This window comes from Dyadobacter chenwenxiniae, from assembly GCF_022869785.1.
In the GTDB taxonomy this organism is placed as follows: domain Bacteria; phylum Bacteroidota; class Bacteroidia; order Cytophagales; family Spirosomataceae; genus Dyadobacter; species Dyadobacter chenwenxiniae.
Genome location: NZ_CP094997.1, coordinates 4,087,422 through 4,110,734, shown reverse-complemented (window position 1 = coordinate 4,110,734; position 23,313 = coordinate 4,087,422). Strand labels below are relative to the sequence as shown.

Below are 23,313 nucleotides of genomic sequence, written 5' to 3'. Positions count from 1 at the left end.
GATATTTACCATACCAGGGCAACATTGTCCTGGTATAACTTGAATTTTGGATCAGAGGTTATTATTGAGAAATTCTCCACGACTGCCGTAACAATGATTATCCTGTCAAACGGATCGCGGTGCTCGTCAAAAAAATGGAGATCCTGATATGCAATGATGTGAGATTCCAAAATGCCAATGGATCTGATTTGAATAGATGCAGATCTTGACATTATGTCCGAAAGTGAGCTGGGCAATATGAGTTTGCCCAAGGTGACTTTTATTGAAATTTCCAACCAACTCGCATTACTGACGAAAATTTCATTTTCGAGGTCTTCAATGATTGATTTTGCTGGATGCGAGAGTTTGGGATTATTTTCTAAAAACCATATTAATGAGTGTGTGTCAAGCAAATATTTCATTTACATATATTCTTTTAGATCATCCAATGGGTCATCAAAGTCATCTGACATTTTAAATTTACCTGCTACAACGCCAGCTCTGCGCTTTTTTAAAGGCTTGGGAGTTTCATCGATGAATGTTACAATTACTTCCATACGCGTATTCACAGGCGGTTTTTCCGTCAATGTGATTTGTCCGTTTTCGAATATCCCTTTTACTGTCGTTAGCATTGGAGAGGTTGTCAGTTGCTAATCAAATATAACTGTTTAGCACGTTTTTGTAACCAGGTTATTAAAAAACCTCATTCATCGGCGATAAATGGCAGATCATCTAGCAACTAGATCAGTTGGCAGATTGGCTTTTTGGTCGATTAAACGTTTGTTGAAAAAGGGCCTCTAACCTACATAAACAAACAATTTAAACATTGAAACCATGAAAAAGACCATCTTAGCAATCGCAACCATAATTACATTAACAGTAGGAAACAGCTTCGCGCAACGTTACCGCCACGAAGCTCCGGCCATCAACAACTCACGCGGAGACAACGCTGTTGAAGAATACAATATCAACAAGCTGGACGAGATTGTGAAGCTGTCGCGGAAGCAGGAAAACAAGATCAAAAAGATCGAAAACCACTACGACCAGCTGATGTCGAACAGAAGATACAGCAGTTTTCAAAATACACAGAAACTGGAAAGATCAAAACAAAAAGACATCCTGGAAATTCTGACTCCGGCACAGCGCCAGCGTCTGTTTGCTTACCAAAACAGTTTCAACAAAGGACGTTACAACCGCAGGGGATAATGTGATTTGAACATTTTAGACTTGCCAAGCCTGAGCGGCCATGCTCTCAGATCTTGGCAAGTCTTTTTGTTTTTAAACGAATGAAATAATCAAAAAGCATAAGTGAAGCTAACCCAATGATAGCGAAGGAATAAAGCTCGGGAAGCTTATTCATTTTGTCGGAAATAAGATAGGCTGGCCGGGCGACGCTATCGATGGCGCTTATGATCTGTGATGGTTGATCCGATTGGCTGCCAGGAATAAATAAGCAGGCCAGCAATGCCAATGTGATGCAGGCCGCAATCCACAGCCAAGTTTTTCTTGATATAACGGGCTTATAAGCAATAACTTTGGGAGCAGGTTGCAGCTTTAATAACAAGTTATTCGTGAATGCTGCGGAAGGTTGCTCCGGCTGCATCTTTTTTAGCAGTGTTTTTAGGGCTAGCTCTTCAATGGCCGCCGCATGCTGCATTTCTATCGCTACATTGTTAACCACTCGCTGGGTAAAGTCCGCCTCCGGAATTTCGGGCGTGACTGTTTTCAACAGTTTCCTGAACGCTTCTTCGTTATTATTTTCCTTTTCCATGCTCCGCTTATAACAAGAATTGTAGTTCTTTTCCTAAAATCTTCCTGGCCCTGAACAACTTAACCTTAATGTTTGCTGCCGATAAGCCCGTAATTTCCTCAATTTCGTCAATCGAATTTTCATTCATATAATATAACGTGATCAACAGCGACTCTATTTTGGGCAGTTTTTCAATGGCTTCTTTTACGAATTTTTCGCGTTCTGCAACTTGCAAATGGTCAATTTCCGGCGTTGCGTGGTCGTACTCGTAATGGTCCGTCAGTTCATCGTTCAGCGAGGAAAATTGCAGCTTATTCTTCTGCAATTTAGAAACCGAGGTCCGGTAAACAATCGTGTAAAGCCAGGTTGAGAATTTTGAATTTCCCTGAAAAGCATTGATCTGTAAATACGCCTTTACAAAACTTTCCTGCGCCGCATCTTCTGCATCTTCAGCATTGCCCAAAATCTTGACAGCAATCGTGTAAGCCATATTTTTATACTTATCCACAAGAAAAGTGAAAGAAGTCAGTTCTCCTTTTTTAACATTGTCAATATGAATCTGGTCTCCCTGATTTTTCATGCATTCGGATTACTCATCTGCTTATAAGACTGGTGATATGGAGCTCTGGTTACAGATTTCAGCTTAATTTTTTTGTTAAAAAATTTTTCAAAAAGCTGTAACCAACGCCATTCTTTTGCTGTCCAATGGGGGTAAACGTTTTAATCAGCACAATCATGAACGGAGTCATTATATCCCTTGGCGCATTTGCAGGAATTTTTGGAATAATCTACGTCTTTTTCGTAACACGCCACCGCGAACGTATAGCCCTTATCGAAAAAGGCGCGGACGCATCTATTTTTAGTGATAAGAGCTTCATTAGCTACCCTACATTGAAATTTGGAATGCTGTTCGTTGGAGTGGGATTGGGGATCTTAACAGGTAATTTTCTTGACAACCAATACGATTTCAGTAAAGGAGTGGCCTATCTGTCCATGACTTTCCTCCTTGGCGGCGTGAGCCTGATCCTCAATTTCATCATCGAAAGAAAGATGGTGAGTCAGGGTCAAAAATAATTTAACATAGTACCTTGCATCGCAAAGTACCTTTCTATACATTTGTTGCGTTGTCAGGCTTATACTGCCTTTTAGTGTAGCCCGCAACGAAATTCTGAGTGCAAGCATTCCCGGAAAATTCGAAAAGAGTGAAAACTCTTACCGGAATTCTTATGCCTTTAAAATCTATTAGCCCATAAAATTTATTAGCCATGAAAACATTACTCCTATTCATTCTTACTGCCCTGATCTCGGGGCTCGTCTGCCTGCAGTCCGAAACATTTGGCCAGGGTTTGCCCTCTGGGGAGGGCAAAATTTCCGGAGCTGTCGCAGATTCTTCGAGTAAAAAGCCACTGGATTTTGTGACCGTTAACCTGATGATCGGAACAACCGCCGTGAAAGCTGATTTTACTAAAACAGACGGGTCATTTTCTTTTCAAAAATTGAAGCCTGCGAAATATTCAGTGGTCATCGTTGGCGTGGGTTATAAAACAAAAACCATCGCAGCAGACCTTTCCGACAGCACCAAAACCACAGCTGATCTCGGCACTATCGGCATTAGTCCCAGCGTTGTCGGGCTCAAAGAGGTGACGGTTACGGCATTGAAACCAATTGTTAAACAGGAAGTTGACCGCATTACTTACGATTTGCAGGCCGATCCCGAAAGTAAAGTGTACAGCGTTCTGGAAATGATGCGCAAAGTGCCCTTTCTGTCTGTGGACGGTGATGAAAACATTTACCTTAAAGGCAACGCCGATTTTAAAATCCTGATCAACGGAAAGCCATCCAGCATGGTTGAACGCAGTTATAAGGAAGTTTTGCGCAGCATGCCTGCTTCATCCATCGAGCGTATAGAAGTGATCACAACGCCTCCGGCGAAATACGATGCCGAAGGTCTGGCGGGCATCATCAACATCATTACCAATAAAAAAGTAGACAACGGATACAACGGCACATTGAATGTCAGTGAACGTTTTCGCGTGGGCGGCCCGGGTTTCGGCGGAACATTGTCTGCTAAGCTGGGCAAATTTGGCATGACGGCACTGGCGGGCGGAAGTCAGTTTAATACGCCCTTGACGCGCACCCGTATTGGCCGCACGGCATTGGGAGCCGAACCGTCCGAATTGTTTCAGGAGAATTTTTCAAAATCAGGCAATAGAAACGGTTACATTGGTTATGAGCTTAGTTATGAAGTGGATAGTCTGAATCTGCTGAGCGCACAGGTGAATTTCAATGGCAGCAGATCCGACGGTTCGGGTAACCAGACTTCGGTTATTGATGTAAACGACGAAATTATAGAAGGTTACCGCGTCAGAAATTACAATGACGGCCACGGCAATGGAATGGATGGCGCATTGAATTATCAAAGAGGCTTTAAAGCCGACAAAAACAGACTGCTGACATTCTCTTACCGGTATTACGGTTTTAATAATAATCAAAAGACCAATTTGGCTATTTCGGAGCGGATTAACTACGACACGCCGGATTACCGCCAGATCAACGACCAAAGCTTTTCAGAGCAGACTTTTCAGGTTGATTATGTGTATCCGATCAAAAAGCTGAGCATTGAAGCTGGTTTGAAGGGCATTCTGCGCGACAACAAAAGTGATTTTCAGTACAGCACTTACGATGCTGAAAGCAAGACATTTGTGATTAATACCGGCATGAGCAACAAGTTTAACAACACCCAAAATGTGTTTGGCGCTTACAACACCTATCAGTATAATTTCAAGAGCTGGGGCTTGAAGGCCGGAGCCAGAATTGAGCAAACTGTGATTAATGCCGACTTCATTTCAACCGATTCGGAAGTGAAACAAAACTATTTTAATGTGATCCCCTCGGTTTCGGTCAGCAGGAAATTTAAAGATGATGTTGGCCTGAATTTCGGCTACACACAACGCATCCAGCGGCCCGGGATTTATCAGCTTAACCCGTTCATTGACCGCACCAACCCAAGTTTCGAAAGGACGGGAAATCCCGATCTGCGCCCTGCGTTTGTGCATGATCTGCAATTGGGTTATAGCAAATCAAAGAAAGGATCAATCAACTTCGGTGTGGGTTTCACACAATTCAAAGATTTGATTTTTGCCGTCGCCGTTTACAATCCGGAAACCGAAATCACCCGCACCTCATTCGGGAACACGGGAAAGGCCAGGCTCATCAGTGGAAATTTGAACATGAACTATCCGATTACCAAAAAATGGAATTTCAGCGCGAACCTCCGCATCGCGCACGGAAAAGTGACCGGTTTGGTTAACGGCGCAACGATCACCAACAGCGGAATCATGTATCAGCTGTCCGCTTCCACCGGCTACAAGCTTGAAAAAGACTGGCGCATCAGTGCGAACCTGGTGAGTATGGGGCCGAGCGTGAACTTGCAAGGCACTTCCAATTCCATGATCAGTCCTTCTTTCAGCATCAATAAAGACATTATCAAGGACAAGCTCTCGTTTTCGGCGGCAGCCAATAACCCTTTCACAAAATTCAGGAAATACCACACCGAAACGTCAGGACCCAATTTTACTTCCTTTAATGACAGAAGAGATTACTTCCGCTATTTCAATGTCAGCCTCAATTACAAATTCGGCCGTTTGAAAGAAACCATTAAGAAAAACAAGCGTAGCATCAGAAACGACGACGTTCAGAACTGATGTGGCTGGATGAGACTTCCTGATTCTCCCATACTTGCGAAGTCCGGTGCATCTCATAGCCGAACAATCTTGTTCGTTATCGGACAATCATCATCGTTTCAAATTGCTGATAATCAGTAATTTGAAACGATGGCATAAATTTGTTGTTTCACAAGCAAGAGCGCCCATCGTTCAAAACACCAGGAACCCCAATAGCCATGTTTCAAAACTATCTTAAAATTGCCGTCAGAAACTTGCTGAAACACAAGACATTCAGCTTTATCAATATTTCGGGCGTTGCCATTGGCCTTGCTTGCTTTTTGCTATTGTCCCTTTATGTCAAAGATGAGCTGAGTTACGACCGCTTTCACGCAAATGCCGAGCGGATATATCGTTTAAACCGAACATTCCTTTCCAAAGATGGAACAGAATCCCTGCGTTTGGGGCATGCGGCGCCGCCTTTTGGGCCGTTGGTGAAACAGGATTTTCCGGAGGTGGAGCAGGTTGTGCGTTTGCTGGAAATGGGCGGGCTGATTGAGCATGGTGAGCAGATTTACAATGAAAGTGACGTTTTTGCAGCAGAGGCCAATATTTTCAAAGTATTTTCATTCAAAGTGACGCAGGGAAATCCGGACAAAGCGCTGGAAAATCCTTTCTCCATCATGTTTTCAAAAAAGATGGCGGAAAAATATTTTGGCAAAGAAAATCCGGTCGGTAAGATCGTCAGATTGGAAAATGCGTTCGATTGCACGGTAACGGGTGTTTACGAATCGCTGCCATCGCAGTCCCATTTCCATCCCGAAGCATTGATTTCTTTCTCAACATTAAACGACGACCGCGTTTACGGAGCGGAAGGACTAAGGTCAAACTGGGGCAATAATTCGTTTTCTACATTTTTGCTTTTGCCCAAAAATTACGATCCGCAAAAGCTGGTAAAAGCATTCCCGGCATTCCAGAACCGGCATATTGATCCGAAAGCATCAACCTATTCAGTCCTGAATCTTACGAAGCTGACGGACATTCATTTGCATTCACATTTGGATTCCGAAATGGAGGCGAATGGTGATATTCAATATGTTTACCTGTTTTCGGCCATCGCGATTTTCATATTGGTTATTGCGTGCATTAACTACATGAACCTTGCCACTGCACGCTCGGCCACCCGGGCAAAAGAGGTGGGCATGCGGAAAGTAATCGGCGCAGTAAGGCATCAGTTGATCCGTCAGTTTCTCAGCGAATCTATTCTTTTGGTATCCGTTTCGCTGTTTTTTGCTATTGTAATTGTTGTGCTGTGTCTTCCGTTTTTAAATGACTTCACCCAAAAACAGCTTTCGTTCAATGCGCTGATGGACCCGGTATTCCTGAGCATTGTGTTGGGCATTACTTTATTTACCGGAATTATTGCCGGAAGTTATCCGGCTTTTTTCATGACATCATTTCAGCCGTTAAGTGTATTTAAAGGCCGGATTGCATCTGCCTTGAAAAACGGGAAACTGCGTCAGGGGCTCGTGGTGACCCAATTTGCGATCGCGGTCGTGCTCATCATTTGCACCGCGGTAGTTTATAATCAAATGAAATTCGTGAAGAATTATAAGCTGGGTTATTCCAAAGATCAGATCGTACTGCTGCGTACCGGAAGCGATTCGCTGATCAATTACGAGAGTATTAAGCAGCAATTGAAGGCAAACAGCAACATTGTGGAAGCGGGACGCTCCTCGCGGATCCCATCAGGGCGCTTGCTGGATTCGTGGGAAGCCTACGTGATGAAGGGCGATTCCATGGCGCCTGCCGATATTGGCGTTAAATCGTTGTCTATAGACGAAGATTTCATCCCGGCATACCAGATAGAAATGGCTGCGGGGAGGAATTTTTCAAGGGCTTTTTCAACGGATAAAACGAGTGGCTTTATTTTAAACGAAACCGCAGTCAGACAGCTTGGCTGGAAAAACCCTGCTGATGCAGTTGGTGCCCGTTTTGGTTATGGCGAAATCCGCGGTCAGATTGTGGGCGTTACAAAAGATTACCATTTTGAATCCCTGCACCAGAAAGTAGCGCCGATTGCTATGTTTGCCCAAACAGACAGGCTAGGGTGGATGTCGGTGCATATTTCTGGCGGTAATATCAAAGACGCTTTGGCACATATGGAGTCCGTTTGGCAAAAGCAATTTCCGCAACGTCCTTTCGAATACGAGTTTCTGGATCAGAAATTCGGAGTTTTGTATGCCACAGAACAAACCCAGCAGCTGCTATTTGGTATATTTTCAGGTATAGCAATCTTCATTTCCTGCATGGGTTTACTCGGTTTGTCGATTTTCATGGCCGAGATCCGGACGAAAGAAATTGGTGTGCGGAAAGTGCTTGGTGCATCCATTGCGAGTCTGGTTATCCTGTTATCCAATGATTTTCTTAAATTGGTGCTCATTGCCATTGTAATCGCCTCACCCATTGCGTGGTATGCCATGAATACCTGGTTGCAGGACTTTGCTTATCATACAAACATTCATTGGGGCGTATTCGCATTCGCTGCCTTCACTTCCGTTGCAATCGCCTTATTTACCATCAGTTTCCAAAGCATTAAAGCTGCTTTGATGAACCCAGTCAATTCACTCAAAAGTGAGTAAAATTCAAACCATAATTTGTATAACACATGCTGAAAAACTATCTTAAAATTGCTGTTAGAAATCTCTGGAAATACAAGACCAATTCTATTGTAAGCATTATAGGGCTTTCACTAGGGATTGGTTGTTTCCTTTTGCTGGCCACTTATGTCCTTCACGAAATCCGTTACGACCGCTTCCAGGTCAATGGCGACCACATTGTAAGGGTTAATTTGTTCTACCAAGCCGGCGACAGCGAGCCTGTCAATGTTGCCATTACAGCGACTGGCGTGGCGCCTGTGTTCGCAAGGGAATTTGAGGAAATTAAGCATGCAGTAAGGTTGTATCCATTGAGCGGGGACGCGGCAGTGGCAGTACAATATGGCGACAAGCTATTTAATGAGAAAAAGGTGCTTTTTGCTGATTCCACATATTTCAGTGTCTTTCCTACCCACTTCATTGAAGGGGACGCGAACACAGCATTGTCTCAACCTAATTCCGTCGTAATCGACGAGACAACTGCCCAGAAATATTTTGGCAATGAAAGCGCAATCGGCAAGTCAGTTACCATGAACGAAAAACTAACCTTGCAGGTAACGGGTGTAATGACTGACATTCCTTCCTATTCTCACATTAAACCCAATTGGCTGGCCAGTTACAGCACATTACCGCGTTCCAAATCGGAGGCATTTGATTCGGCAAATGATTATACGTATTTGCTTTTGAAGCCAAACGCAAACGTAGAAACATTGCAGGCGAAAGTGGATCAGTTTGCAATCAAAAACCTGAATAATCCACAAGATCCTTCGTCCAAATTAAGGCTCAAACTGGAAGCATTTAATCGCATTCATCTTTATTCCAATGTTTCCAATGGGCTGGAAGCATCGGGTAATTACAAATACATTTACATTTTATCCGGTGTTGCGCTGCTAATCTTGGTAATCGCTTGCATTAATTTTATCAATCTCGTTACTGCCCGTTCGGCGGTAAGAGCGCGGGAAGTGGGTGTGCGTAAAGTGATGGGCGCTGGCCGAGCGGAGGTTTTTCGCCAATATTTATTTGAATGCGGGCTTATTACAATCGCCGCCATTGTGATTGGCTTGCTTATTTCTTTTTTAGGCTTTCCAGTGATCAGCAATCTCACAGGCAGCGCATTAGGATTGAATATCTGGCCATCTTTTTCGGTTGTTTTGCTTTTGGTCGCATTGGCAATTGTGGTAACATTGCTTTCGGGGCTTTATCCTGCGGCGGTGCTTTCGGGATTTGAGCCGGTGAAGGTTTTGAAGGGAAAAGTGCTTGCTACGAACAGTGGAAGTGGTTTACGCAGTTCGCTGGTGGTTTTTCAGTTTACGATTTCAATTCTTTTCATCGTGGGAACAATCATAGCCAACCAGCAGCTTCATTTTATTCAAAACAAAAATCTTGGAATAAACCCTTCGCAAATTGTGGTGATGGACGTTGGTTCGGGTATTTCGGAAAGTAAGCTTGCGGCTATGAAAAGCGAGTTGCTCACTTATCCCGTCATGAAATCGGTCACGGCTTCTTACGATTCGCCGGTTAATGTGCAGGGTGGTTACACAATTACGGCAAATGACAAGCCGCAGGGTTTTCAGTTGAACATTACGGCCATTCCAGTGGAAAAGGACTTTGTGCCAACATTGGGCATGCAACTCATTGCCGGACAAAATTTTAATAACACCGACATTCTCCGGGCCAACACCGATTCCGCCGAATTGCGGCATTATGCTTTCATTTTGAATGAATCCGCAGTAAAAGCGATGGGCTGGACGCCTGGAAATGCCATTGGGAAACTGGTCAATCTGAATGGCCGGAGAGGGGAAGTGAAGGCTGTGGCCAAAGATTTCCATTTCAGGTCGTTGCATGAGAAAATTGGCCCAATCGCCATTATGCCTGAATACAATTATTTTGGAAAAGTTATGGTGAAAGTGGCTGGCGATGAAACGACTCAGGCAATTGATCTGCTGCGGAAAAACTGGAAAGCAAACTTCCCGATGCGACCATTTGGATATCATTTTCTGGATCAGGAATTTGATCAAATGTATAAAGCCGAATCGCGTGTTTCAACCATTTTAGGGCTATTTTCAGCAGTCACGATTTTCATTTCCTGTCTCGGATTATTCGCATTGATCGCCTTCATTTCGGAACAGCGTACAAAGGAGATCGGCGTTAGAAAGGTGCTTGGTGCGTCGGTTGCCAGCATTGTGGTGCTGCTTTCAAAAGACTTTGTAAAACTGATGCTCATTGCCATCATCATTGCCACGCCAGCAGCATGGTATGCCATGAGTTTATGGCTTGCAGATTTCGCTTACCAGATCAAGATTAGTCCCTGGACTTTTGTTTTCACCGGTTTGGGAGCCATAGCCATTGCATTGATTACGGTAAGTTTCCAAAGCATCAAAGCCGCATTAATGAACCCGGTTAAGTCATTGAAAAGTGAATAAAGCCTAAGCCTATGCTTCAAAACTATCTCAAAATTGCCCTGAGGAATCTTGCCAGGAACAAGACTTATTCCCTGATCAACATTTTCGGGCTGGCATCCGGAATGGCCGTTTCTGTGCTGATCCTGATGTTTGTAATGCATGAGTTTAGTTATGACAAATTCCATAAGAACCACGAACGCATTTACCGCATCCTGGCGCGGGTAAAAATGGGCGAAATGGATATGCAGTTCGATTCGTTTTCAACAAAGCTCGGGTCGGTTTTAAAGGAATATAATCCGCAGGTGAGGGATTATGCGCGGGTTAAGACGATTGTGGATAAGGTGGTTATCAAAAATCCGGAAAAGCCATCCGAAGTATTTTTTGAGAAGAATGTAATGTTCGCTGATCCTTCTTTCCTCCGTATTTTTACATTTAAACTCAAAGAAGGAAACCCGAAAGCAGTGCTGGAGAATCCCTTCGACGTCGTTATCTCGGAGCGTGCAGCTGAAAAATATTTTGGTAAAAGTGACCCTGTCGGCAAAACGCTGATCTACGAAGGGAACCATCCCTTGCGCGTTACAGGCGTCGCCGAAAATCCGCCATCTAATTCCACTTTCAATTTCGATTTTATAATCTCGTCACTGACATTTCCTGCGCTCAGCGCCCATAATAAAGATGCCTGGGATAATGCCGGTGCATTCAACATTTACCTGCTGCTGGACTCAGAGCAGTCGGTCGCGGCGGTGGAGAGGAATATAAAAAGGGAAGGAATGCGAACCGGCGCATTTGATAATCAGGCTACTTACACGCTGGAAGGCTTCGCCAGCACGCATTTAGGTAATAATTTCCATGATTCCGGCAACTCAAAGCTGATTTCCATATTTGCAGGCGTTGCTTTGCTGATCCTGTCGCTGGCGCTTTTCAATTATATGAGCCTTACCACCGCTCGTGCTACATTGCGGGCAAAAGAAGTTGGCGTTCGCAAGGTGATAGGCGCGGGTAGGAGCGGCCTTGTTCGCCAGTTTTATACCGAATCGGTCCTTCTTTGTGTGCTGGCATTTTTGTTCGCCTTCATCTTTGTGTTTCTCTTGCAGCAGCCTTTTTACGACTTGCTTAACCTGCAAATTGATGCCTCTTTTCTCATATCTCCCTCATTTTTAGCTTTTCTTGTCGTGTTATTACTGCTTTCTGCTTTAATCGCGGGAAGTTACCCGGCTCTGATTTTGTCAGGATTTGCCCCGTTGGATGTATTAAAAGGAAGGCTTGGCGGAAACCACAGCGGTGCTATATTACGAAAGTTTTTTATGGTCTTCCAATTTACGGTCTCCATAGCGCTTATCATTTGCAGTTTGGTTGTAAAAAACCAGCTGACATTTATGCAAAACAAAAAGTTGGGCCTATACAAAGATCAGATACTGAGCATTCCGCTTTCAGCGACGGTTGCAAAAAGTTACTTTCCGTTGCGTGATGAAATAAAACAACAGGCGGGCGTTCAAAATGTAACGGTTACCAATTCAGGGCTTTTTAAGGGTTATAACATGTGGTTTGTTAAGAACTTCACCACAAAAATTGATGTCGGCCTGGCTAATATGGTCACCGATAATCAGTTTGTGAAAACCCTTGGACTGAAATGGAAAACGGAGCCGGCCAATGGCGTCTTGAAAAACCGCAATCACGTGTTGCTGAATGAAACTGCTATTAAAGAGCTAGGCATTAAGGGTAATCCGATAGGCCAGTTGCTGGGCGAAAAGGATGAAATCGCTGGCATTGTGCAGGATTTTCATTTCACTTCTGTCCAGAGCAGCATGAAGGCAATGGAATTGATCATCGTAAGCGATACCACGAATATTCTCAACTTTCCCGGATCAAACGGAGTGCTTTACGCGCGTCTGAACCCTGATGCCGACATTCAGGAGAAGGTCGCCATTATTGGGAAGATCTTCAAAAAGTACGATCGCGAGAAGCCATTCGAATATTATTTCCTGGATGATGCTTTCAATGAGACATTCAAGACAGAGATCCGTATGTCCGCAATGTTCTCCGTTTTTACCGGCTTGGCGATTTTTATTGCTTGTATGGGGCTTTTTGGTCTGGTCACTTTCACTGCCGAAACGCGCACCAAGGAGATAGGCATTCGCAAAGTGCTGGGCGCTTCCGTTTCAGCAATAGTCGCTTTGCTATCAAAGGACTTTATACAACTTGTTGTAATAGCGATTGTGCTGGCCGTGCCTGTTGCCTACTATTTTATGGACAAATGGTTGCAGGATTTTACTTACAAAATTCAGATGCCTATCTGGATATTCGTAGCTGCTGGCAGCCTTTCCATTGCTATTGCATTGATTACCATAAGTTTCCAGAGTGTGAGAGCCGCATTAATGAATCCCGTTGAATCGTTAAAGAATGAATGAGCAGGCCTTAGCATAACGACCTAAATTTATGCTTAAAAATCATCTCAAAATTGCGTTGCGGACGGTTATACGTTATCGCAATTACACCGTCCTGAATGTGCTGGGCCTGTCCGTAGGCGTGGCTGCGTGCCTGCTGCTGTATGTGGTTTATACATATGAGTCGGGGTTTGATAAATTTCACTCGAAAGCGGACCGCATTTACCGGATCGTAAGGCAGAACGACTATCCCACCGGACAAACAGATTATACACCCGGAAGCCCGCTTCCTTATTATGCAGCTTTGAAGGTGGATATGCCACAGATAGGCACAATCGTGCCTGTTTGGGGAACCTTGGAACCGCAGGTGACAATTTTGGGAAAAGATGCGAATAACCAGACTTCCAAAAAGAAATTTTACGAAGACAATGATGGGTTACTCACTGTCCCTGAGTTTTTTGACCTCTTCGATTTTCCGTTTTTGATTGGTTCCAGAACCGTTTTGAAAGATCCCAATGTCATTGTCCTTTCGCAGCGACGGGCTGAAAAATATTTCGGCAAATGGCAGGAAGCAATGGGGCAATATGTGAAGATTAATAACAAAACGGTCATGAAAGTGGGTGGAATCATCGCAAACCCGCCGCTTAACACCGACTTCCCGATTGACATTGTTGTGTCCTATGAATCGAAAAGGCAGCAGCCGCTGGCATTTGGCTTTGGCGGGTTCGAAAGCTGGGGCGGCACGAGCAGCAATGATCAACTATTTGTGCTTCTGCCAGAAAACGTGGCGCCAGCGAGCATTAACAAGCTTTTTGTAAAGTTTGTCGCCAAACATTACAACAAAAAGGAAAATGCGCAGATCAAACAATTTTTAGCTCCGCTGGCCGATCAGCATCACGACAAACGTTTCATCAATTATGCCGATCACATCATAGACCGAAATGTGCTTTGGACGCTTGTTGTGATTGGTGTGCTGATCATTGCGATGGCTTGTATTAATTTCATCAATTTGGCCACCGTCCAATCTGCACGTCGCTCTAGGGAAGTGGGTGTTCGCAAGGTGCTCGGCAGCGGGCGGGCCGAGCTCATGCGTCAATTTTTAAGTGAAACCGTGCTTATCGTCGGATTCGCAGTGTTGTTGGGCGTCATCATTGCCATGCTTTGCATGCCGTTACTAGGCAAAATTTCGCGTGTTCCGGTTGATCTGCCTGTCATCCAAAACCCTGAAATGTGGCTTTTCGTCATTGGTCTGGCGCTCATTGTCAGTTTTATAGCAGGGTTTTATCCCGCAGTGGTCATGTCCGGGTTTAAACCCATCGAAGCCATCAAAAGTAAGATTGCTAACCGCTCGCTTGGCGGCGTGTCATTGCAAAAAACGCTCATTATCGTGCAGTTTGGCATTTCACAAATCCTGGTCGTAGGCACCATTGTGACCATTGCACAAATGAACTACATTGGCAACCTGGATCTTGGCTTTGTGAAGGAAGGCGTTTATAATGTGAATCTTGACGATGCTTATAAAAGCCGTTTTGAAGCGTTTCGCAACGAACTCGAGCAAAGCCCGGACATTTCTTCGGTGAGCTTTTCATCCGACGTTCCGTCGTCGGATAATAATTGGTCTGGAAATTTTGCATTTGGGAATAGGGGCAAAGACGAAGATTTTCAGGTGTTCAATAAATTTGCCGACCAAGACTATTTCCAAACTTACGGGTTTGAATTTGTCGCGGGAGGGCCTTACCAGGCCGGTGACTCTGTCGGGTCGTGCGTTGTGAATGAAACTTTCCTGGCAAAGGTCGGAATTAAAAATCCGCAGGAAGGCATTGGCAAAAACCTTCGCATGGGTGGGGGAGAATGGCAGCCTATTGTTGGCGTTGTGAAGGATTTTAAGGCCAATTCTGCGCGGGACGCGGCAAAACCCATCGTTATCATGCCTATGCCGCAGTATTACTGGATGGCCGGAGTTAAAATAAAAACCCAGAATGTGTCCAAAGCAGTTGCTTCAATCGAGAAAATTTACAGTCAAGTATTTCCGGAAGTAGCTTTGCAAGGTAAATTTTTTGATCAAAGCATCGAAGAGTTTTACAATCAGGAACGGCAATTAAGCCTGCTATACCAGATTTTCGCGGGACTTTCCATCTTTATCGCGTGCCTTGGACTATTTGGGCTTGCCACGTTTATGGCGCAACAGCGAATGAAAGAAATTGGCGTGCGTAAAGTTCTGGGCGCTTCTGTTTCAAGCATCGTCGGATTGCTTTCCCGTGACTTTCTGATGCTCGTTTTTATCGCCATCCTGTTAGCATCACCGGTTGCCTGGTATTTCATGGACAAATGGTTGCAGGACTTTGAATATAAGATCCACATGAGCTGGTGGATGTTTGCGGTCAGCGCTGTTCTGGCCATTCTCATCGCATTTACCACGGTTAGTTTTCAGAGCATTAAGGCCGCATTGATGAACCCCGTTAAGTCGCTGAGGAGTGACTAACGTATGTCGCTAACCGTTTAGTAGTTTTGGGGTGTTTTGTTTGACAATATGAATAAATTTTTGTAACATTTGTTGAAGAATGGTCATATTTAGCTACCTCAAAACTACTATTCATATGCGCCGTACACTCTATTATTCCCTGGTTTTTGTTTTAATGCTTTTCGCGCAAGCCTGCGTGGATCACGAGCTGCCTGGAACCCCGCCTCAATTGGAAACATTGAAATGGAGCTCAGGCAATGGTTGGAAATGTAGTTATACCCTTAACTTGGACATCAAGGATGTAGGAACAAAGGCTGTGAAAGAGTATGGCATTGTTTATACCACAATCGGAGTCGGGAATCCACGTGTAGGCAATCCCGTTGTTGAAAGTGATTCCAAAGAAGTTTTTCCTATGCCATTTTTACCGGGACCTAAAAGCAAGCTTTCTGGTGATATTTGTGGTCCTAACGTATATTATCGTGCTTATGCTATTATGGAAGACAATTCGGTCGTCTACGGGAACGAAATAGCATTTAATTATAACTGAGCCGGATTCTAATGTCCAGATAAAAAATCAGCTGTTCGATTTCGGACAGCTGATTTTTTGTTTCGTTTAGTAAGTAACTGATAAATAGTTACTTAAAATTGTTTCCAAGGGTGGCACATATGTTTTGGGAACCCGCTGAGCGCTCTGCCAGCGTAAACTGACAATCCTTCGAACCAAAGCTATGTTTAGGAATTATTTCAAAATTGCCATCCGTAATTTGTGGAAACACAAAGTGTTCTCTTTCATTAATATCATGGGTCTGACCGTCGGTATGTCGGCATGCTTTCTGATATTTCTTTATGTGAATTTCGAGCTGAGTTATGATGCGTTTAATACCAAAGCCGACCGTATTTACAGGCTGGTAACAGACATTAAGACGCCCTCTGAAACCATTAATGCAGGCATTACGTCCTGGGCTTTTGCACCGAGCATAAAAAGCGATTTTCCCGAAGTAGAAGCTTTCACGCGCGTGAGCGGCGGGAGTTTTCTGGTAAGGAAGGGAGATATTAAATTTCAGGAGGAAAAAACGGTTTTTGCGGATTCGACCCTATTTCAGGTTTTTGATTTTAAACTCATTAAAGGAGATCCCAAGACAGCATTAAAGGATCAGTTAAGCATTGTCTTTACAGAAAAAGCGGCAAAAAAATATTTCGGAGACGCAGATCCGGTGGGGCAGACATTGCTGCTTTCCGGCGAAGGTTTGCCTGCAAAAGTGACTGGCGTCATGAAAGACATTCCCGAAAATTCGCAGATCAAGGGTGATATGTTTGTGTCGATGACCACAATGACCCAACGTTTCAACAAAGGACTGGACGATCAATGGGGTAATTTCGGCGCCACAACCTATTTGTTGCTGGCGCCAGGAACGGCCAAGGCTGCACTCGAAAACAAGTTTCCGGCATTTCTGGAACGGCGCGCCGGCAAGACGATGAAAGAATCGCAAATGTATTACAAGCTCTTTTTAGAGCCGCTCCGGGATGTTTACTTAAAGTCAACAAGGGACGTGGCGGAATCCGGAAGCATGAACAATGTGTATGTGTTCTCGGTTGTAGCCATATTTATTTTGCTGATCGCGTGCATTAATTTCGTTAATCTCACCACGGCGCGCTCGGTAGAGCGTGCGAAGGAAGTGGGGATTCGCAAGGTTGTTGGCGCACCGAAAATGCTCGTCGCCAGACAGTTTATCAGCGAGTCTATTCTGTTATGTTTGATTGCCTTTGTATTTGCCGTCGTGCTTTCAACTGCATTGATTCCGCTGTTCAATAACCTTTCGGGGAAAGTGATCAGCACCGGGATTTTAGATAACCTGCCTTTTGTAGCCGGAATGTTCCTCGCTGCCATTCTTATCGGTATTCTGGCCGGGATTTATCCGGCATTGGTGCTGTCTTCATTTGAACCGGTTGTGGTTTTAAAAGGGCGTTTTACGACGAGTGTGAAGGGGATTTTGTTAAGAAAATCATTGGTAACCATTCAATTTGCCATCTCCATTGCACTCATTATCGCAACCATCGTGGTGTACATTCAGATGGATTTCATGCGCAACCGCGACCTTGGGTTCAGCAAGGATCAGATGATGATTGTGAATTCCCAGGGAGATCCGAAAAAAGACGCATTCAAGCAATCGCTCGCGGATATCACCGGTGTAAAATCAACCGCCGCGTCTTCCAGCGTGCCGGGCAGTGGAAACCCGGGCGCTTATTCCGAAATTGAAAACAAGAGCGGCGATTTACAGATCGCAAACCTGGATTTATACTTTGTTGATTTTGATTATATTCCTCAATTTGGCCTTAAAATGGCTGCCGGACGTCCATTTTCGCGAGATTTCGGAACGGATACAACGCAAGCGATGGTCATGAACGAGGCGGCAGTGAAGCTGTTTGGTTACAGTTCCCCTGAGGAAGCAATCGGCCGCAGGTTCAAGCAATGGGGGAGAGAGGGTAAAATTGTTGGCGTTGTCAAAGATTTCCACTTCCGTTCATTACAGGAAAGGATCAAACCGCTGACTATGCGTATCGAGCCGGGCGGCAGCGAGCTGGTTTCCATCAAAATTGACGGCGGAAACATCAAAGAAGCGGTCGCGGCTGTGGAACAGAAATGGAAGACAATCATGCCAAACCGGCCATTCAGTTACTATTTTATGGACGAGTTTTTTGACCGGCAATACAGAAGCGAAGAACGTTTTGAAAAGCTATTCTTCAACTTTGCTATCCTGGCAATTTTCATCTCCTGCCTGGGACTTCTTGGCCTGGCTTCATACAGCACGATGCAGCGCACAAAGGAAATTGGTGTGCGAAAAGTGATGGGCGCTTCTACGGGCAGCATTGTTGGCTTATTATCGAAGGATTTCCTTAAACTGGTGCTCATTGCATTTGTAATTGCCTCACCCATTGCATACTATGGAATGTATCGCTGGCTGGAAAACTTTGCCTATAAAACCGACATTTACTGGTGGATATTCGCAATAGCAGCCTTTTTGTCAGCCGCAATCGCATTTGCAACGGTGAGTTTTCAAAGCATCAGGGCAGCGTTGATGAATCCGGTCAAAAGTTTGAGGAGTGAGTGAGTGAGTGAATGAGTGAATGAGTGAATGAGTGAATGAGTGAATGAATGAATGAATGATTAGAAATAAATAGAAGGCTGATGGCCGACCGCTGACTGCCGAAGTAAATTCAATTGCAATGCTTCAAAATTATTTCCAAATCGCTTTGCGTAACTTGTTGAAAAACAAAATGTACTCGGCTATCAACATGACCGGTTTGGGCATTGGCATGGCGGGGGCGATTATTATTTTTCAGCTGGTTTCTTATCATTTGGGGGTTGACAGACATCATGCAAATGCAGATAAAATTTTCCGCATGGTGGTGGATCTGCACCTGGAAGATGGCTCCGTGGAGCATGAGCGGGGCTCTGCGTTTCCTTTGCATACCACGCTCAGGAAAGAGTTTGCCAATGTTGCGCACGCAGCTTATCTGGCTGATCGTGAGCTGACAGTCAGCATTGAGCAGCGAAATAATTCCAAGAAGTTTTTCGAAAAATCATCGGCAGCTTTTACGGATTCTGAATTCTTTAAAATATTTGATTATCAATTTGTTGCTGGCAATGCGGCTGTATTGAATTTGCCCAATCAGGCCGTTATTACGGAGCGCTATGCGCAAAAATATTTTGGAAATGCCAATCCGATGGGTCATTTGATCCGACTTAATAATGCTGAGAATGTGACGGTTGCTGGTGTGATTAAGGATTTCCCTGAACAAACAGATTTCAAAAAGGATGTTTTCGTCTCGCTTCCAACATTAAAAAAGTTGGTTCCTGAATATGGTTATGAAGACTGGGGCTGGATTGATAGCAACCGCGAAACATTTGTAAGCCTGCGTTCGGCGGAGGATAGAGATGCGTTGGAAAAACAAATGATCGGCTTTGCGAAGAAAATCCATGGCGCCGACAACAATGTGTTCCATTATCATTTACAACCACTTTCGGACGTTCATTTCAACCTAAGTTATGGGGGCAAAATCAAGTATTACACCATTGTCATGCTGGCAACGGTTGGTTTGCTGCTGATACTCATTGCCTGTTTTAATTTTATCAACATTTCAACGGCGCAATCCTTTAAAAGAAGTAAGGAAGTAGGGATCAGGAAGGTGCTTGGTGTTTCACAGTTGCAGGTTTTCTGGCTTTTCATTCATGAAGCCGCTTTGTTTACCTTCATATCATTTGTTTTCTCCATTGTTCTTTCCAAAATATTGATTCCAATGCTGAGTAACTGGCTGGAAATCAATTTGGAAATTAATCTTTTTGCCGATTTCAGTCTGCTCGCATTCAGCGTTTTGCTATTGTTTTTCGTGGTTTGCGTGGCGGGCATTTATCCTGCTTTGGTGATTTCCAATTTAAATCCTGTTCGGGCGATCAAAGGCCTGGCGGCGACCGATGAACGGGGCTCTTTCTCGGTTAGAAAAGGTCTCGTAGTGGCGCAGTTCAGCATTTCATTTGTTTTGATTGCCGTTTCGATGGTGATCATTCTGCAATCCAGATACTTGAAAAATAAGGATTTGGGCTTAAATAAAGACCTGATCCTGCATGTAGGATTGCCGGACACGGAAACGGCGAAAATTGCGGCACTTACCAATGAAATTCCAAGAATTAAGGAGGTTGCCAGCATTTCGTTTTTCAGGAATCCACCATCTTCACAGGCTGGAAATGGCGGCAGCATTAAATTTGAAAATCGCGACTGGGAAAAATTTGTGACCAGATCGAGGGTTGCGGATAATCATTACATAGCGACTTATGGATTGAAACTCATCGCCGGGCGCAACCCCAGTCAGTCGGATACGCTCAGCGAGCTCCTGGTTAACAATAAGTTGGTCAAGGCATTGGGATTGAAATCGCCTGAGGAAGCGCTGAATAAGCGTTTGGTGATTGGTGATATGGATAACAAAACAGGCGTCATCGTCGGTGTTCTGTCCGACTTCAATAATGCGGATCTCTATTCCGGTATAGAACCAACAGTTATTTATGCTTCCAAAAGACATTACCGAAGCGCCGGAATCAAGCTGGAAAATCTCAGCGCTTCAACGATCCCGGACATTATGAATGTCTGGCAGAAACAGTTTCCGGAATATGTGTTCCAGTATAGTTTTTACGACGAGGAAATAGCCGGATTCTACAAAAGGGAAGAGCTGGCCTCCAACCTGACGTCCATGTTCGCGCTTTTATCCGTATTTCTTTCTTGTCTTGGCTTGTTCGGCCTGGCATTATTTTCCATTGAACAGCGCACGAAAGAAATTGGCATTCGCAAGGTTTTAGGAGCGTCCGTTGCCAGTATAACTGCTTTATTATCAACCGATTTCTTGCGACTGGTTATTGTAGCGATCATTATAGCAAGCCCCGTTTCCTATTATTTTATGAACAAATGGTTGCAGGATTTTGCATACAGGATCGACATTGAATGGTGGATTTTTGCCATTTCTGCGGTGCTGGCCGTCCTGATCGCCTTTCTTACCGTTGGTTACCAATCTGTTAAAGCCGCGCTTGCTAATCCTGTGCAAACGTTGCGATAAGAAGTAAGTTAATAACCTATAAACAGGCTGCCATGATCAAGAATTATTTCAAAATCGCCTGGCGTAACTTATTGAAGGAGCGTGAGTTTACAGTGCTGAACCTGATCGGGCTTTCCACCGGACTCGCCTGCACATTGCTGATCTATTTGTGGGTTAACGACGAGCTCCACGTTGATAAATACAACGAGAAGGACGACCGCATGTATCAGATCATGGCGAACCACAAGAGTGAGGAAGGCCTTGAAACGATCCATCACACGGCCGGCCCGCTAGCCGCTTCCCTGGCTGCTGAGTTTCCTGAGGTGGAAAATGCGGTGACAGTGCTGCCGGCTTCCTGGTTTTCCGACAAAGGGACTGTGACATTTAATGATACGCACCTTAAAACGGGTGGGCAGTTTGTAGGAAAAGATTATTTCAATGTATTCACTTGCCCGGTTGTTGATGGTGATCCGAAAAGTATTTTCAGAGATAATCAAACCATTGGGATTTCACATGCATTAGCGCTGAAACTGTTCCGCTCGACGGACAATGTTGTTGGCAAAAGCATTAAATGGGAACACGGCGAATTCGGTGGAATTTATAATATCGGCCTTGTTTTCGAGGGGAATCCAGTGAATGCAATCGAGCATTTCGATGTCCTGTTCAACTTTGATCTTTATGTAGCGAAGCGCCCCGGCATGAAATCCTGGTCCAACAGCGACCCCAGCACTTACGTCATTTTGAAGCAAGGCGCAGATAATGATCAGTTTAATGCTAAGATCAAGAAGTTTCTCGCTACAAAAGACAAGAACATTGATATTACTTTGCTGGCGGTAAAGTTTTCGGATAAATATCTGCACGGGCATTTTGAAAACGGCGTTCAGGCAGGTGGACGGATTACGTATGTGCGGCTTTTTTCGGTCATTGCATTATTTATCCTCATTATCGCGTGCATCAACTTCATGAATTTGTCCACGGCCAAAGCATCCGGACGAATGAAGGAAGTTGGGATCAAGAAGGCAATTGGTGCCATGCGGAGATCGTTGGTTGTACAATATCTGGGCGAGTCGGTGATGATGGCATTTCTGGCATTGATTGTTGCTATCGCGCTGGTTTTTATCCTGCTGCCACAGTTTAATCAGATTACAGGAAAGAACATTGCCTTTGTTTTTGATATAAAAATGATTGCCTCTGCGCTGATCATTACATTGGTAACCGGCCTCATTGCAGGCAGTTACCCAGCTTTTTATCTGTCGGGCTTCAATACCATTTCGGTTCTGAAAGGCGCATTCAAAACCTCCGTGAGTGAGCTTTGGTTAAGGAAAGGTTTGGTTGTATTTCAATTTACGATCTCGGTTATTTTTATCGTTTCTGTGCTCGTTGTTTACCGGCAGATCCAATTTATTCAGAGCAAAAATCTGGGTTATAGTCGGGATAACATTATCCATTTTGAGATCCCGATGAGCATGGATTCTGCGAGTTTGAAAAAATCCGAAGCGTTTGTCAGCCAACTCAAAGAATTGCCGGGCGTAAGCAATGTATCCAGTTATTACCACGACCTGACAGGAAGCCACGGTGCTGTTTCAGACTTTCAATGGCCGGGAAAACAGCCAGGTAAGAACATTGATTTCGCCAACCTGGAAGTGGGCTATAACTTCATTGAAACAACGGGAATGGAGCTAATAGCGGGGCGAAGTTTCTCCCAGAGTGACAATTCCCGCAATGAGATCGTCTTCAATGAGGCGGCTATTAAGAGCATGGAGCTTAAAGATCCAATCGGTAAAACGGTGAAATTCTGGGATCAGCAGCGGCAAATTGTGGGCGTTGTAAAAGATTTCAATTTTGAGTCACTATACGAAAAAGTGAAACCGTGCTTTTTCCAGACTTACCCGGTAATGCCCAACATTATGGTGAAGATCCAGGCCGGAACCGAAACGCAGACCATTGCCAGAATCAATCAGACATTTGCGGATTTCCACAAAGGCAATGTGTTCGAATATCAGTTTTTGGATGAGAATTACAATGCATTATATGCTTCTGAGCAGCGCATTGGCATTTTATCGCAGTTTTTTGCCGCACTTGCGATCCTCATTTCATGCCTCGGTCTGTTCGGACTTGCGGCTTTCACGGCGCAGCGCCGCCAGAAAGAGATCGGGATCAGGAAAGTGGTGGGCGCGACCATTCAGGACGTTGCAATGTTACTTTCCGTCGATTTTCTCAAACTTATTGTAATTGCGATGGTCATTGCCTTTCCGCTCATCGGCTGGGCCATGAACCGCTGGTTGCAAGAGTTCGCTTACCATGCGGAAATCGACATTAATGTGTTTCTTGTTTCTGCGATCTCGATCTGCACATTAGCATTGGTAACGGTTGGTTACCAGGCCATTAAGGCAGCGGTAATGGATCCGGTAAAGAGTTTGAAAAGCGAATAAAAC

Annotated in this window: 15 protein-coding genes; 11 read left to right on the top strand and 4 right to left on the bottom strand. The window is 44.5% G+C overall.

The annotated features are described in order from the left end of the window. Window positions 1-5: 5 nt before the first annotated feature. Together MUK70_RS17530 and MUK70_RS17525 are read right to left on the bottom strand one after the other, a co-directional pair. Window positions 6-401 carry a type II toxin-antitoxin system VapC family toxin gene (locus MUK70_RS17530; protein WP_234654127.1) on the bottom strand — a complete coding sequence of 132 codons (396 nt, stop codon included), beginning with the start codon at window positions 399-401 and terminating at the stop codon, window positions 6-8. Further along, entirely contained in the window at window positions 402-611 is a 210-nt protein-coding gene (locus tag MUK70_RS17525) for a DUF2281 domain-containing protein (RefSeq protein WP_234654126.1), read from the bottom strand. 202 nt (window positions 612-813) lie between these two features. On the opposite strand from MUK70_RS17525, the gene MUK70_RS17520 reads away from it, so the two are divergent. Then, complete coding sequence (locus MUK70_RS17520) at window positions 814-1,185, top strand: hypothetical protein (protein WP_234654124.1); 372 nt, start codon at window positions 814-816, stop codon at window positions 1,183-1,185. Window positions 1,186-1,231: 46 nt separating this feature from the next. Here the strand turns inward: MUK70_RS17520 and MUK70_RS17515 are convergent, their stop codons facing one another. Both MUK70_RS17515 and MUK70_RS17510 read right to left on the bottom strand, forming a co-directional pair. Beyond that, window positions 1,232-1,750: a hypothetical protein gene (locus MUK70_RS17515; RefSeq protein WP_234654123.1), complete on the bottom strand. Its 519-nt coding sequence runs from the start codon at window positions 1,748-1,750 to the stop codon at window positions 1,232-1,234. Between the two features lie 7 nt (window positions 1,751-1,757). Further along, entirely contained in the window at window positions 1,758-2,309 is a 552-nt protein-coding gene (locus MUK70_RS17510; protein WP_234654121.1) for an RNA polymerase sigma factor, read from the bottom strand. A gap of 155 nt (window positions 2,310-2,464) precedes the next feature. On the opposite strand from MUK70_RS17510, the gene MUK70_RS17505 reads away from it, so the two are divergent. From MUK70_RS17505 to MUK70_RS17460, 10 genes are all read left to right on the top strand, one after another. Then, on the top strand, window positions 2,465-2,803 hold the full coding sequence (locus MUK70_RS17505; RefSeq protein WP_234654119.1) for a DUF6249 domain-containing protein: 339 nt from the start codon (window positions 2,465-2,467) through the stop codon (window positions 2,801-2,803). 191 nt (window positions 2,804-2,994) lie between these two features. Beyond that, complete coding sequence (locus MUK70_RS17500; protein WP_234654117.1) at window positions 2,995-5,433, top strand: TonB-dependent receptor; 2,439 nt, start codon at window positions 2,995-2,997, stop codon at window positions 5,431-5,433. A 197-nt stretch (window positions 5,434-5,630) separates the two neighbouring features. Beyond that, a complete protein-coding gene (locus MUK70_RS17495) occupies window positions 5,631-8,033 on the top strand; it encodes an ABC transporter permease (RefSeq protein WP_234654115.1) in 2,403 nt (800 codons plus the stop codon). Between the two features lie 26 nt (window positions 8,034-8,059). Continuing rightward, window positions 8,060-10,471, top strand: coding sequence for an ABC transporter permease (locus MUK70_RS17490; protein ID WP_234654113.1), 2,412 nt, complete (start codon window positions 8,060-8,062; stop codon window positions 10,469-10,471). An 11-nt stretch (window positions 10,472-10,482) separates the two neighbouring features. Next, window positions 10,483-12,858, top strand: a complete 2,376-nt coding sequence (locus MUK70_RS17485) for an ABC transporter permease (protein WP_234654111.1) — start codon at window positions 10,483-10,485, stop codon at window positions 12,856-12,858. Window positions 12,859-12,886: 28 nt separating this feature from the next. Beyond that, window positions 12,887-15,316, top strand: a complete 2,430-nt coding sequence (locus MUK70_RS17480) for an ABC transporter permease (RefSeq protein WP_234654109.1) — start codon at window positions 12,887-12,889, stop codon at window positions 15,314-15,316. Window positions 15,317-15,431: 115 nt separating this feature from the next. Next, window positions 15,432-15,842 (top strand): hypothetical protein, encoded by a 411-nt coding sequence (locus MUK70_RS17475; RefSeq protein WP_234607951.1) that lies wholly within the window; start codon window positions 15,432-15,434, stop codon window positions 15,840-15,842. Window positions 15,843-16,023: 181 nt separating this feature from the next. Continuing rightward, window positions 16,024-18,405, top strand: coding sequence for an ABC transporter permease (locus MUK70_RS17470; protein WP_234654107.1), 2,382 nt, complete (start codon window positions 16,024-16,026; stop codon window positions 18,403-18,405). Between the two features lie 115 nt (window positions 18,406-18,520). Continuing rightward, window positions 18,521-20,899 (top strand): FtsX-like permease family protein, encoded by a 2,379-nt coding sequence (locus MUK70_RS17465; protein ID WP_234654105.1) that lies wholly within the window; start codon window positions 18,521-18,523, stop codon window positions 20,897-20,899. Window positions 20,900-20,931: 32 nt separating this feature from the next. Further along, a complete protein-coding gene (locus MUK70_RS17460; RefSeq protein ID WP_234654103.1) occupies window positions 20,932-23,310 on the top strand; it encodes an ABC transporter permease in 2,379 nt (792 codons plus the stop codon). Window positions 23,311-23,313 lie beyond the last annotated feature (3 nt).

Coding starts and splice junctions, on each gene's coding strand:
- MUK70_RS17515 (WP_234654123.1), bottom strand. CDS start 1,750: ATGGAAAAGGAAAATAATAACGAAGAAGCGTTCAGGAAACTGTTGAAA.
- MUK70_RS17520 (WP_234654124.1), top strand. CDS start 814: ATGAAAAAGACCATCTTAGCAATCGCAACCATAATTACATTAACAGTA.
- MUK70_RS17510 (WP_234654121.1), bottom strand. CDS start 2,309: ATGAAAAATCAGGGAGACCAGATTCATATTGACAATGTTAAAAAAGGA.
- MUK70_RS17460 (WP_234654103.1), top strand. CDS start 20,932: ATGATCAAGAATTATTTCAAAATCGCCTGGCGTAACTTATTGAAGGAG.
- MUK70_RS17470 (WP_234654107.1), top strand. CDS start 16,024: ATGTTTAGGAATTATTTCAAAATTGCCATCCGTAATTTGTGGAAACAC.
- MUK70_RS17490 (WP_234654113.1), top strand. CDS start 8,060: ATGCTGAAAAACTATCTTAAAATTGCTGTTAGAAATCTCTGGAAATAC.
- MUK70_RS17465 (WP_234654105.1), top strand. CDS start 18,521: ATGCTTCAAAATTATTTCCAAATCGCTTTGCGTAACTTGTTGAAAAAC.
- MUK70_RS17530 (WP_234654127.1), bottom strand. CDS start 401: ATGAAATATTTGCTTGACACACACTCATTAATATGGTTTTTAGAAAAT.
- MUK70_RS17485 (WP_234654111.1), top strand. CDS start 10,483: ATGCTTCAAAACTATCTCAAAATTGCCCTGAGGAATCTTGCCAGGAAC.
- MUK70_RS17505 (WP_234654119.1), top strand. CDS start 2,465: ATGAACGGAGTCATTATATCCCTTGGCGCATTTGCAGGAATTTTTGGA.
- MUK70_RS17500 (WP_234654117.1), top strand. CDS start 2,995: ATGAAAACATTACTCCTATTCATTCTTACTGCCCTGATCTCGGGGCTC.
- MUK70_RS17525 (WP_234654126.1), bottom strand. CDS start 611: ATGCTAACGACAGTAAAAGGGATATTCGAAAACGGACAAATCACATTG.
- MUK70_RS17480 (WP_234654109.1), top strand. CDS start 12,887: ATGCTTAAAAATCATCTCAAAATTGCGTTGCGGACGGTTATACGTTAT.
- MUK70_RS17475 (WP_234607951.1), top strand. CDS start 15,432: ATGCGCCGTACACTCTATTATTCCCTGGTTTTTGTTTTAATGCTTTTC.
- MUK70_RS17495 (WP_234654115.1), top strand. CDS start 5,631: ATGTTTCAAAACTATCTTAAAATTGCCGTCAGAAACTTGCTGAAACAC.